This is a genomic window from Mesorhizobium sp. 01N446 (genome assembly GCF_056399285.1).
Genome location: NZ_JBFTRA010000016.1, coordinates 23,200 through 35,829, shown reverse-complemented (window position 1 = coordinate 35,829; position 12,630 = coordinate 23,200). Strand labels below are relative to the sequence as shown.

General features: G+C 62.4%; 10 protein-coding genes and 1 tRNA gene. 7 read left to right on the top strand and 4 right to left on the bottom strand.

Going from position 1 to position 12,630, the window contains the following annotated elements; all coding sequences use genetic code 11:
• Window positions 1-144: 144 nt before the first annotated feature.
• Together AC1DPX_RS33790 and AC1DPX_RS33785 are read left to right on the top strand one after the other, a co-directional pair.
• Window positions 145-579 (top strand): hypothetical protein, encoded by a 435-nt coding sequence (locus AC1DPX_RS33790; RefSeq protein ID WP_477242261.1) that lies wholly within the window; start codon window positions 145-147, stop codon window positions 577-579.
• A 29-nt stretch (window positions 580-608) separates the two neighbouring features.
• Window positions 609-1,838, top strand: coding sequence for a hypothetical protein (locus AC1DPX_RS33785; RefSeq protein ID WP_477242259.1), 1,230 nt, complete (start codon window positions 609-611; stop codon window positions 1,836-1,838).
• Between the two features lie 900 nt (window positions 1,839-2,738).
• Here AC1DPX_RS33785 and AC1DPX_RS33780 read toward each other — a convergent pair.
• From AC1DPX_RS33780 to AC1DPX_RS33765, 4 genes are all read right to left on the bottom strand, one after another.
• Window positions 2,739-3,449 (bottom strand): hypothetical protein, encoded by a 711-nt coding sequence (locus AC1DPX_RS33780; protein ID WP_477242257.1) that lies wholly within the window; start codon window positions 3,447-3,449, stop codon window positions 2,739-2,741.
• Between the two features lie 12 nt (window positions 3,450-3,461).
• Window positions 3,462-4,856, bottom strand: a complete 1,395-nt coding sequence (locus tag AC1DPX_RS33775; protein ID WP_477242255.1) for a tyrosine-type recombinase/integrase — start codon at window positions 4,854-4,856, stop codon at window positions 3,462-3,464.
• An 87-nt stretch (window positions 4,857-4,943) separates the two neighbouring features.
• Window positions 4,944-5,019: transfer RNA gene (locus AC1DPX_RS33770), tRNA-Phe, on the bottom strand.
• A 322-nt stretch (window positions 5,020-5,341) separates the two neighbouring features.
• Window positions 5,342-6,214, bottom strand: a complete 873-nt coding sequence (locus AC1DPX_RS33765) for a helix-turn-helix domain-containing protein (protein ID WP_477242253.1) — start codon at window positions 6,212-6,214, stop codon at window positions 5,342-5,344.
• Between the two features lie 104 nt (window positions 6,215-6,318).
• Here AC1DPX_RS33765 and AC1DPX_RS33760 point away from each other — a divergent pair, with 104 nt between their 5' ends.
• From AC1DPX_RS33760 to AC1DPX_RS33740, 5 genes are all read left to right on the top strand, one after another.
• Window positions 6,319-7,587 carry an ABC transporter substrate-binding protein gene (locus AC1DPX_RS33760; RefSeq protein ID WP_477242251.1) on the top strand — a complete coding sequence of 423 codons (1,269 nt, stop codon included), beginning with the start codon at window positions 6,319-6,321 and terminating at the stop codon, window positions 7,585-7,587.
• Window positions 7,588-7,769: 182 nt separating this feature from the next.
• Window positions 7,770-8,630, top strand: coding sequence for a carbohydrate ABC transporter permease (locus AC1DPX_RS33755; protein ID WP_183456267.1), 861 nt, complete (start codon window positions 7,770-7,772; stop codon window positions 8,628-8,630).
• Window positions 8,627-9,463: a carbohydrate ABC transporter permease gene (locus AC1DPX_RS33750; protein ID WP_096454000.1), complete on the top strand. Its 837-nt coding sequence runs from the start codon at window positions 8,627-8,629 to the stop codon at window positions 9,461-9,463. Before AC1DPX_RS33755 ends, AC1DPX_RS33750 begins: the two co-directional genes overlap by 4 nt.
• An 8-nt stretch (window positions 9,464-9,471) precedes the next feature.
• A complete protein-coding gene (locus AC1DPX_RS33745) occupies window positions 9,472-10,551 on the top strand; it encodes an ABC transporter ATP-binding protein (RefSeq protein ID WP_477242248.1) in 1,080 nt (359 codons plus the stop codon).
• 36 nt (window positions 10,552-10,587) lie between these two features.
• On the top strand, window positions 10,588-12,615 hold the full coding sequence (locus tag AC1DPX_RS33740; RefSeq protein ID WP_477242246.1) for an aldo/keto reductase: 2,028 nt from the start codon (window positions 10,588-10,590) through the stop codon (window positions 12,613-12,615).
• Window positions 12,616-12,630: the final 15 nt, after the last annotated feature.

Here is a 12,630-nt window from a genome sequence, read left to right as displayed (position 1 = left end):
AGCCGACTACGGCGCCAGGGCGATGTCGAGCAGACTGCCATCAGGCGGAGCGAGCTTGCGCCCTACGTTGCCCGCGTCCGAGAGCGTATCGCCAAGAACGACCACAGTCCCCTTTGGGGCCACTTGGATGCCCGCTGGGCCGCCATGGCAACTTCGGCAAAGGACACGGCCAGCAACCGGGTTCAAAGCCGATACCAGCGCCAAGCGGCGCACGAGGTGGTGAACCTCGATGCCGAATGCTCCGCAAGGGACATAGCCATCACTGCATTGGCGATGTTCATGTTCTGGAGCGAGAGGCCGGAGCGTTTTCTGTCCGATGCCGCCTTTCGCCTTCAGCTTGTCAAGCGGGTGCGGGCTCTCTCCAGCAGGCAGTCGGGCCTTCGCTACGACCACCGAACGGGCAAACAGGAGCGCGTCTACCGGGAGCTTAGCCCCAAGGCAGGAATGATTGTCGCGCGTGACCTGACAGCCGCCTTTGGCGGTGCCGGATTACAACTCGCCGAACTCGAAAAACGTGACCAAGAAAGGAAACAAGCAATGACAGACGAAATCAACCAAGCCCTTCGGGAGTTGGTGTGACGACTAGTCCTGAAGCTCCACGAGACCACATGTTCCGCTTTGAGCTGGGCACTCAAGGCCCCCTTCAGGAACTTGCGGATGATGTTATGGCGCTGGTTTTAGCCCATGAAAAACGCAGCGGCTCTCGCAAGCGACAGAGAAGGCCGGCAGACGCGAAGGCGTTTGGTACTGCTGTGGAGACAATCGTCGCCAATCTAGCTCACTACGCGCTGTTCCAGCCCGAGCAGGGCCGCATTACGCTGCCGCTGGGCCACCGAAAGCGGGCCACGGTGGGTAGGACGATTGACGGCTTCGGCAAGCCTCTAGCAGCCCTTCTGGGGGCGCTGGAGGCCGTTGGGGTGGCGACAGTGACAAAGCCGCAGGAGGCCGGGTACGCCACTACAATCGCTCCTACGGCGGCGTTTGCAGGAGAGGTGGGATCAAGGGGCATCAGCAGCCCGGACTTCGAGAGAAGGACGGACCTGCCGGCGGTGGTCTTAACGCGGAAGGACCCATGGGGCCGACGAGAGCACGTCCCCATCCCACAAACCGACGACGCTGCATCGAAGGCGGCACAGGTACGGAGGTTCAACGAGCGGCTTGCGGCTGCCGAGGTGGCGTACGTGGGGAACCAACCGACCGACACTAACGACCGAACCTTGGTGAGGCGGTTCACGCTGCCTCCAAATGCAAGATCGCCAAGGCTTGCATACAGCGGCCGTCTCTTCGGAGGCTTCTGGCAGCAGATGAGGAGGACTGAACGGAGGCACATTCGGGTTGAAGGTCAGCGGATTGGGGAACTTGATTACGGGCAGATGTTTCCTCGGCTCGCCTATGCCAAGGTCGAAGCCGCTCCGCCCGAGGGCAGCCCTTACGACTTGCCTGGAACAGAGGAGTTCACCGACGAGCAAAGGCGTGCTGTGAAGAGTGGCTTCAACGCTTTCCTCTTCAAGGCCACGACAATGCGCAAGTGGCACCCGGACATCGAGCAAAGGTTGCCCCAAGGGTGGACGGTGGGACGCTTCAAACAAGCGATACTGAAGAAGCATCCTCGACTGGCACCGGTTCTCAACTGCGGGATCGGCTATGAGTTGATGTATACGGAGAGCGAAATCCTTTGCCGGGTGTTGGAGAGGACTTTGCTGGAGGACTGGGCCGTCCTTCCCATCCACGATGCTGTCTTGTCCCCAGCCACCAGGACATCGGCAATTGCGGAGATCATGGCGGAGGAGGCGGAACGTGTAGCTGGAACTCGGATCAGGGTGGCCCTAAAAGCCTAGCCATTAGGTGGTGTATGTTGGGGGGAGAGAGGAAGGAGCTGACGCCCTCTCACCTCAACAACCCCTTCCACTCCCCCCATCTATCTTCCATTGTGGGACCGATAAGACGCCGCAGCTCGTGGTCGGCTTTTTCCTTTGGCCGGATGGGTTCATTCCGGTTGGATTGAACTGGTTCCACGCGGCGCGAAAAAACAAGTCCACCGCATCCTGTATCTGCCAACACGAAACGTCGGGTAGAGCGTTTCGCAGATATGATACTGATCGTCTGGGGCGGCTTGGACACGATCCCTCGGAATAAACCACTCCCCAGTTGGTGGATCGTTGCGGGAATACGGCTGCGGTTGTTTGACGTAGTAGCCTTCTATGCTCGATCTGACATCGCTGGGGTCGACTGGGTGGCAATCTCGATCGCCGCAACATCTCCAATGAAGAACGGGGTCAGTCTTGCCCGTGTACCAACCGTGGGCGTTGGCATCGCCGACCAAGGTAACGGCAATCAAGGCTAGATGCAGTCGCAACTGCTCCATCTGTTTGAGCCCCTCATCGCCGTTCACTATATCATATTAGCGAAATCTAATCTACTGAACGCGGTCGCAAAAATCAGATGCAAAAGTCCGTCCGGCATCTCTTTAGCGAGAGCTAACGGAACGCTTACGGCTGTGCGATATTGAATAAAATTCGAGTGTCGCGTGGGGTTCATATGCGTAGGCCTACCGGCCGCATCCGGACGAACGAACATAGGTCGAGGAGGTTGCGGGACCACAGAGGGCTGGCTACAGCGCCCTCCCGCTCGGCAACTTCCTCCCGTTCTCGGCGATCTTCGCTCACATGATCGAGGACTTGCCGGAGCGGGCGTCCGGGCATTAGCAGCAAGAGGCCCCGGTCAAGTCGGCTGGGCCTCTACTGGCTCTTCTTTTGATCAGCACTTTCGACGGCCGGAGCAGGGTCCGGAGCGAACTGCTTTGCCGCCTTCTCGATGAAATCGACGTTTGGCCCCCCAAGATCGTCCGGGAAGGCGTCGTCGTTTCGATAGAGTGAGATGGTTTTAGGCAAAAAGGTCAAACCTTGGCGGACCGCCGTCAGGCGGAGGGGCAACCGGGCGCTATCGTCTAGGGTAAGCTCGAATTGCGCCAAGGGTGTCTTCTTGGTGTCTATGTAGTCGTAGACGACGGCATCAATCGTGCCGCCTACTAGGCGTTTGTGTCCCTCGATCATGACGCGGCTGCTGACGTAGTTTTTCTCAAGCCCACCAGAGTATAGCTCGCCGGCGACTGCTCCGTGATAGACCCGCAGGCGCAATACTACCGGCGAACCATCCATCACGGAGGCGTTTCGCTCGTCGTCCGTTGCGTCTACTACCCCCTCCAAGTCGCTTGTCCACACACCAGACCACTGCTGATCTGGCATCACCAGTTCGCTGACGTTCTTGTATGCGGCGGGTGCTTCGTTGAAGAACGAGTTGACTTTGGCGGGAAGTTCTAACAGGCCCAAGAGTACCGCGACTACCCACCCCGAGGCCGCAACAAGGGCGGCCCGCTTGGCGTTCCAAGGGGGCGGCGGAACCTCCGGCGCTTTGCGCTTTGTCGTCGCAGGAATGTTCCGCTTCGCCACGCCGCCCCTCCGCTACCCTCTAGTCCTTTGCCGAGATCGCTTGCCGGCACCCAATGCCGCCCTAAGCCCCCGTTCGGCCACCTCCAGCCGAGCGTCTGGCCCGCCATACCGCTCGCTCATCCCGCCGCTTGAATGGCCCAATATGAGGTTTCGGTCAAACTCGCTCACGCCGGCAAGCGTCAGGCGGTCCTCCATGCGGTGGCGGAGAGAGTGTACAACGATCTTCGGGTCATCGGTGATCGCCCGGACGTGCTTCATGAGAGAAGCCGACGCGGTATCAGCACCGCGCAGCCTCCCGTAGCTGGAGAACAGCGCGGGACCCTTTCCGGCCGCCTTGACGGCCTCTCGCGCGGCCTTGAGCGCGTCACCGATCAGAGGGACCCTCCTCACAGAGCCCGCCGTCTTGAGACGCCTGTGGGGGTGGGGGACGAGGTTGATGTAGGGAATGGTGGCATCGAGCATCACGTCAGAGAGGAGAAGCCCTGCCACCTCGCCGAGACGGCATCCGGTCCCCTCGACCATCCGCCATATGCGCCACAGGTCTTCCCCTGCATGGGCCTCTATGCGTTGCCGGAGGGGGGCCATCATCGTCTCCGGGATCGGCTTCCGCTCGTCGCTGGCCGCTGTGGTCGATGCTTCCGCCCCTCTGATAGGAAGGTTCTGGAAAGGGTTCGCCATCGTGTCCCGAAGGCCGAACTCCGTCATGCCGAGATTGATCACAGCGCGGATATCATTCATGTAGCGCCGCACGGTCGCGGCCTTCATACCAAGATCGCGCACAAGGTAGTCCCGGACGTTTCGGGCATCCTCTCTGGCGAGGCTGGTCAATGCCCTGTCCTTGCCGACGCCCGCCGCAGATAGGTGCTCCATGTTGCGGTTTACCCGCGCCGTCTTCGCAGTTTCGTTGATGTCGCCGTCTACGCGCTCTTTCAGGTATAGCTTTCGGGCGTCCTCGACCGTGGGGACAGGACGGGACAGCTTCCCGCCGCTGGACAGGATGGCCACGGCGCGGCCCTCGACCTCATCTCCTGCCGCATCGCTCTGCCTGGACAGGTAGCTCTCCCGGATCACGTCAGCGGCCTCCGGGTCGCTACCGGGAAGCGTACGGCCTCCGATGTGGACCGTCATGGCCGCCAGCTCTTGCGCCCGCAGCTCTGCCATTCGGTGCAACTCCAATGGCGTTTCGGCAGGCAGGCCCGCGCCGTTGCGTCTGCGAGCCTCGGCGACCAGACGTTCAAATTCACCGTTCACCTTCGGGTAGCTGCGCAGAGCCTCCCGCTCCGTAGAGCCGAGAAGGCGCTTGAACTCATTCTTCCCCACGAGCGCAGTGACGTCTCGGGGGAGCTTTCTGCGGTAATGCCAAGTGCCGGCGTTCGTCTGTTGTACGTGCTTCAATACAAGCCCCATTGTGGACCTCCGGTGTACCGGAATGTGGACCGCTAGGAAAGGCTAAGCCTTGAAATCGTTGAGGAATAGGAGCTTCCGGGGGAGTAGTGGTGCCCAGAGGCGGATTCGAACCACCGACACGCGGATTTTCAATCCGCTGCTCTACCAACTGAGCTATCTGGGCCTGTTCCGGCAAACGAAAACGCGTCAACCGGGTTTCATGAAGGCGCCGTGGGGCACCCTTTGAAAGCGCGTGGGTTATAGCACGGGAATTTTGCCTGTCCAGCGCCTAGGTGGCGATTTCCGGCAGGAAAAGCGAGCCTGTGGAAAGGCCGGCCCCATCAGGCGCTTTCATCACCACAATGGCGCGTGATTGGCCTCTTTCGGCACTTTGGCCCCGTCCCGGCGCCGCCATGGCGCACTGTGACCGCCGGGGGCCGTCCTTAGCCGACAATCGGGAGGCCAATGTGTTCCGATCATCTGCAAGCGGCGAGGGGCTGTTGCTTCTACCTGGCGCCGGCCACGCCCTTGCGGAAGTCGGAGGGGGTCATGCCGGCCAGCTTGCGGAAGGATTTGTTGAAGGCGCTGAGCGAGCCGAAGCCGGAGTCCATGGCGACGCGCAGCACATTGGTGTCCTGATGCATCAACAGCGCCTGCGCATAGCTCAGCCGCAACAGGTTGACATATTCGTTGAGCGTCATGCCGGTCGATTTCTTGAACAGGCTCATGGCGTATTTGGGATGGATATCGGCCGCCGCCGCTATGTTCATGCAATCGATGTCGTAGAGGAAATTCTCGGCGATGAAGTCACACATGCGCCCGACATTGCGCGAGGATTGCTGGTCGAAGGCACTGCCGGCTTCCTGTCCGGCCGCGGTTTCGGGAACCAGCCGGTAGGGTTCGAACCGCACCCGCTCCAGCCGCAGCAAAAGCTCGTTGACGGCATGCTCGGCCTTGGCCGGATCGCCCGAGCGGGCATAGCTGTTCCAGCGGGCGAAATTGTCGTTGTCGGATTGGTCGGTGGCGCCGGTCACCAGCGTCGCACCGGTCATCAGCCGGTGGCGCACGTCGGCCGGCACATGCAGCCGGAAGAAATGCACCAACGGCAGATGCGCGCCGGCATAGATGGCGTCGTCGCTGAGGTCGTCCATCTGGTGCGGCAGGCCGCCCCAGAAGAAGCACATCTCGCCGGCCGAAAGCGAGATTTCGTGCTCATTCATGCGGTAGTGCACACTGCCGCGGACGATGAAATTCACCTCGACCTGAGCATGCCAGTGCGGCTTCAGCATCATCAGCGGAGCGGTGTGAAACATCTGCAGGAGCAGCGGCAGGCCTTCCACGCTGCTGGCGCCTGGCTGGTAAAACGGCCGTTCCGGCATCTTACTTTCCGCCAATTCCGTATTCCCTTTGTCGGCGACAAGCCTTCCGCGCCGAATAGTGTAGCCACGCTCGCAGAGAGAGCAAATGAAATGGGAGGATTTCAATGCGCATCACACTGACCTGCGCCGCGCTCGCGCTTGCCCTGGGCTCAGCCCCGGCCTTTGCGCAATCCGGCGAAATCACCATCTGGAGCTGGGATGTCGCCGCTTCGTCGCTGAAGGCGACGGTCGCCGGCTTCAACAAGCTGCATCCCGACATCAAGGTCACGGTTCAGGATCTCGGCAATCAGCCGACCTATGACAAGTCGATCGCCGGCTGTGCGGCCGGCGGCGTCGGCCTGCCCGACATCGTCACCATCGAGAACGGCGAGGCCGAGAATTACTGGAGCCAGTTCCCCGACTGCTTCGTCGACCTGCACACGCTGGGCTACAGCGCGGAAGACCAGAAGAAATTCCCCGATTTCAAGCGCACCGAACTCGAGGTCGGCGACAAGGCCTATGCGATGCCGTGGGATTCCGGCCCGGTCGCCGCCTTCTATCGCCGCGACTTCTACGAAAAGGCCGGCGTCGATCCGGCATCGATCAAGACCTGGGACGATTTCATCGCCGCCGGCAAGAAGATCCAGGCCGCCAATCCGGGCGTCTCGATGACCAACGCCGATTTCAACGGCGACACCGAATTCTTCCGCATGATCTCCAACGAGCAGGGCTGCGCCTATTTCGCCGAGGACGGCCAGTCGATCACGGTCAGCGAACCCAAATGCGTCGACGCCATGACCAAGGTCAAGGAGATGAAGGACGCCGGCATCGTCTCGTCCGCCGACTGGGGCACCAAGATCACCAACAACACGGCGGGCACCGTCGCCACCCAGGTCTATGGCGGCTGGTATGAAGGCACCATCCGCACCGAATCGGCAGGCGAAAACGGCAAATGGGGCGTCTACCTGATGCCGAGCCTGACATCAGACGGCCCGCGCGCCGCCAATCTCGGCGGTTCGTCCCTGGCCATCACCTCAGCCTCGAAGAACAAGGAAGCGGCTTACGAGTACCTGAAATACACGCTCGGAACCAATGAAGGCCAGATCACCATGCTGAAGGAGTTTGGCCTCGTCCCCTCGCTGGTCTCGGCGCTGAACGATCCATACGTCTCGCAAGGCCTGCCCTATTGGGGCGGCCAGGCGGTGTGGAAGGACATTCTGGGCACCTTGCCCAAGGTCGTTCCCAGCCGCGGCACGCAATTCCAGAGCGATGCCGAAATCATCGTTCGCGCGGTGCAGACCAAATATCTGGGCGGCGGCTATCCCGACGCCAAGGCAGCGCTCGACGACGCCGCAAAACAGATCGCCGCGGCGACCGGATTGCCGGTCAAGTAAACCGCCAACTCCCCTTCTCCCCGTCTCTATACGGGGAGAAGGTGCCGGCAGGCGGATGAGGGGCGGCGCCGAGATCTGAAGTTGCTGCCGACAACAATCGCAGGGTCGCGTCTGCTGGGCATCAGCACGGCGCTCTCGACAGACACAAGCCAATAAGCGCAAGAAGCAGAAGGAGGAGCAGGATGCGCAACCGCAACGCCACGGCCTACCGTTTCCTCGCGCCCTATCTGCTGATTTTCTCCGTCTTCTGGGTGTGGCCGATCATCTCTTCGTTCATGATCTCCTTCCAGGCGACGCGCACCGTGCCCTGGCGCTTCGCGCCGGGCTTCAACTGGGGCCGGCTGATCGGCGATCCGGCGTTTTTTAACGCGCTGAAGAATACGCTGCTCATCCTCGTCATCCAGGTGCCGGTGATGATCGCGCTGGCCATGGTTATGGCCGTGCTTTTGAATTCGCCGCTTCTGAAGGCGAGGGGGCTCTACCGCTTCGCCTTCTTTGCTCCCGTCGTCGTCGGCGAGGTCGCCTATTCGGCGGTGTTCAGGCTGATGTTCAGCCTCGATTTCGGCATCGTCAACAAGCTCCTGAACAGCGTCGGCCTGCCCAAGATCGACTGGTTCTCCAATGTTACGCCGGCCATGGCGCTGATCATGATCGCGGTGACCTGGCGCTGGGCCGGCTACAACGCCATCATCCTGCTGGCCGGCATGCAATCCATCCCCGAGGATGTCTACGAGGCGGCGACGCTGGACCGGGTCAGCAAGCTCAAGCAGTTCTTCCACATCACCTTGCCGCTCTTGAAGCCGGTCATCGTCTTCTGCCTGGTGCTGTCGATCATCGGCACCATGCAATTGTTCACCGAGCCCTTCCTGATCACCGAGCGCGGCGGGCCGGGTGGCGGCACCGAGACGCTCGGCCTGCTACTTTATCGCCAGGGGTTCCGGTCGCTCAATTTCGGCTATGCCTCGGCCGTCGCCTACACCATGGCGGCGCTGGCGATCGCGATCACGCTGGTGCAACTGTGGCTGACGAGGGAAAAGCAATGAGCTCGCTCTCTTCCGCCCGCCTGAGGCGCAGCATTGCGCTGCATCTTTTCCTCACCCCGCTGGCGCTGATCTGGCTGTTCCCGCTGTGGATGATGGTGGTGTTCTCGACCATGCCCGACAACGGCATCTTCAGCCCCGGCATCGAGCTTTTGCCGCACGGCAATTTCGTCGACAATTTCAACAATCTGCAGCGCGACACCAATTTCGTCGGCGCCATCGGCATCTCCGTCTCGGTGGCGGTGACCTACACCATCCTGTCGGTGCTGTTGACGTCGATGGCCGGCTGGGCGCTGGCCCGCTACCAGTTCTTCGGCAAGGGGGTGGTCGTCGGCATCATCTTCGGCACCATCACGCTGCCCTATGCGGTGGTGCTGATCCCGCAATTCATCATGGTGGCGCGCGACTTCCAGCTCGCCAACACCTGGGTGGCGCTGATCGTGCCGCCGTTGTTCAATTCGCTTGGCGTGCTGTTCATGCGGCAGAGTTTTTCGATGATGCCGGACGATCTGTTCGACGCCGCCCGTGTCGAAGGCGTGAAAGAGTGGCGCATCTTCCTCTTCGTCGCGCTGCCGCTGGCGCGGCCGATGCTGGCCGCACTCGCCATCATCCTGTTCCTCGCCTCCTGGAACAACTACCTCTGGCCGCTTTTGATCAACAGCCAACCCGGTTCGATGACGGCGCCGGTGGCGCTCGGCACGCTGATCGGCCTCACCAAAGTGTCGTGGGGCGGTATCATGGCGGGGGCCGTGATGCTGACCGTGCCGATGCTCATCGTCTTCGTCCTCCTGCAGCGCCATTTCATCGCCGGCATCGCCGCCGGCGCAGTCAAATAAGAGGCAGCATGGCAACCGTTACGCTGAGCAATGTGGTCAAGCGCTTCGGCGCCTTCGAGGTCGTCCATGGCGCCAACATCGACATCAAGGACGGCGAGTTCGTCGTCTTCGTCGGTCCGTCCGGCTGCGGCAAGTCGACCCTGCTCAGGATGATCGCCGGGCTTGAGGACATCAGCGGCGGCCAGATTGCCATCGGCGGCAAGCTGGTCAACGATGTCGAGCCCGCCGACCGCGGCATCGCCATGGTCTTCCAGTCCTATGCGCTCTATCCGCATATGAGCGTGGAGCAGAATCTGTCTTTCGGCCTGCGCATGACCGGCAACCCCAAGGCCGACACCGACCGGCGGGTGAAGCGTGCGGCCGAGATCCTGCGCATCAGCGAATTGATGGACCGGCGCCCGAAGAAACTCTCCGGCGGCCAGCGCCAGCGCGTCGCCATCGGCCGCGCCATCGTGCGCGAGCCGCAAGTGTTCCTGTTCGACGAGCCGCTCTCCAATCTCGATGCCGAACTGCGCGTCCAGATGCGGGTCGAGATCTCGCGCCTGCACAAGGAACTCGGCGCGACCATGATCTACGTCACGCACGACCAGACCGAGGCGATGACGCTCGCCGACCGCATCGTCGTGCTGCGCGCCGGCCATATCGAACAGATCGGCCGGCCGCTCGATCTCTATGACGATCCCGACAATCTGTTCGTGGCCGGCTTTGTCGGCTCGCCGAAGATGAACTTCATCAAGGCACATGTTGTCGGGCACGATGCGCGTGGGGTCGTGGTCGAGCTGGCGGGCGAGGAGAAGACCCGTATCACCCAGCCTTTGACAGGCGCCGCGCCCGATGCGGGCAGCAAGGTCATCGTCGGCGTGCGGCCCGAGCATTTCGGCGGCGCCGGGGAGGGTGACACCGACCTTGTCGTTGCCATCGACGTGGTCGAGCACCTGGGCGGCACGAGCTTTCTCTACGCCCGAACGGCCCATGGCGAAGACGTGGTGATCCAGCGCGACGCGGCGAAGGTTCCCACCACCGCAGAGGTCACCGTTTCCATCCGCAAATCCTACCTGTTCGACGAAAAAGGGCTGCGGCTGCGCTGACCGGCCGCCCCCTCCCAGCCTTCAAGGAGAATGACAATGACCGCAACCATGCCCATTCGCTGGGGCATTCTCGGCCCGGGCAGCATCGCCCAGGCCTTCGCCGGCGGCGTGGCCGCTTCGCGCACCGGAAAACTGGTCGCCATCGGCGCACGCGATCCCGCCAAGCCGGGCCTCGCCGAGAAATTTCCCGGCGCCCGCATCGTCGACGGCTATGAAGCGCTGCTTGCCGATCCCGACATCGATGCCGTCTACATCGCGATCCCGCATCCCGGCCATGCGCAATGGGCGATCCGGGCGGCGGAAGCGGGCAAGCATGTGCTGTGCGAAAAGCCGCTGGCGCTGACCGCCTTCGAGGCCGACGCCATGTTCCATGCCGCGCGCAAGGCCGGCACCTTTCTCGGCGAAGCCTTCATGTACCGGCTGCACCCGCAGACGTTGAAGCTGGTGGAATTGATCAAGTCCGGCGTCATCGGCGAGGTCCGGATGATCAAGTCGAGCTTCGGCTTTGCCATGCCGGGCTTCATGCCGCAGCACCGGCTCTACGCCAACGATTCCGCCGGCGGCGGCATACTGGACGTCGGCGGCTATACCGTCTCGATGGCGCGGCTGATTGCCGGGGCGGCAGTTGGCCTCCCCTTTGCCGAGCCCGACAAGGTGGTTGGTACAGCCCACCTTGGCCAGTCCGGCGTCGACGAATGGGCCTCGGCGCTGCTGCACTTTGCCGGCGGCATCGTCGCCGAAGTCTCCTGCAGCATCTCGCTGAACCAGGACAATGTGCTGCGCGTCCTCGGCACCAAGGGCCGCATCGAAGTGCCGGACTTCTGGTTCGCCGGGGGAAATCGCGATGTCGGCCTCGGCCGGATCGATGTGATCGGCGCCGACGGTTCGCGCGAGACAATCAGCGTCGACGAAAAACGCCATGTCTATTCATTCGAGGTCGACGGCGCCGGCGAGGCGATCCTCGCCGGACGGCAGGAATTCGCCTGGCCGGGCATGGATTGGGCCGACAGTCTCGGCACCTTGCGCGTGCTTGACGGATGGCGCGCTGCCGTCGGGCTGGAATATGAGATCGAAAAGGCCCCGCTGCGCACCGGCACCATCTCCGGCCGGCCTCTGCGGTCTGGCGGAACGGCGATCGGCAAGCGCGCCATTCCGGGCCTGGCGAAGCCGGCATCGGTGGTGGCGCTCGGCTTCGAGGATTTCCGCACCTTCTCCTCTGGCTCGATCCTGCTCGATGCCTTCTTCGAGGCCGGCGGCAATCTGTTCGACACCGGCTATGTCTACGGTGGCGGCTACACCGAGACGCTGCTTGGCCAGTGGTTGCAGAACCGCGGCGTGCGCGAGCAGTCGGTCATCATCGCCAAGGGCGCGCATTCGCCGCTCTGCTATCCCGACGTGATCGGCAAGCAGCTTGCCCAATCGCTCGACCGCCTGCAGACCGACCATGTCGACGTCTATTTCATGCACCGCGACAATCCGGACGTGCCGGTCGGCGAGTTCGTCGATGCCATGGACCGTGAGGTGAAGGCAGGCCGCATCCGCGGCCCGTTCGGCGGCTCGAACTGGACGATGCAGCGCATGGACGAGGCGATTGCCTATGCCGAGCGCACCGGCAAGCAGAAGCCCGGCGCGCTCTCCAACAATTTTTCGCTGGCCGAAATGCTGGAGCCGATCTGGGCGGGTTGTGTGGCTTCGTCCACCGACGACTGGAAGGCCTGGCTGACATCCAGGCAGATGCCGAATTTCGCCTGGTCGAGCCAGGGACGCGGCTTCTTCACCGACCGCGCCGGGCGCGACCGGCGCGACAGCGAGGAACTGGTGCGGGTCTGGTATTCGGAGCGCAATTTCGGCCGCCGCGACCGCGCCATCGAGCTCGCCGCTCGACTCCGCAAGAGCCCGATCCACGTTGCCCTGGCCTATGTGCTCAACCAGCCTTTCCCGTCGGTTCCGCTGATCGGGCCGCGCACGCTGGGCGAGTTGGAAGACAGCCTGCGGGCGCTGGACATCGCGCTTTCGCCTGATGATCTCGAGTGGCTGGATGGCGGCAGCCTGCACGCGGCCTGACAATGCAGGCCCGAA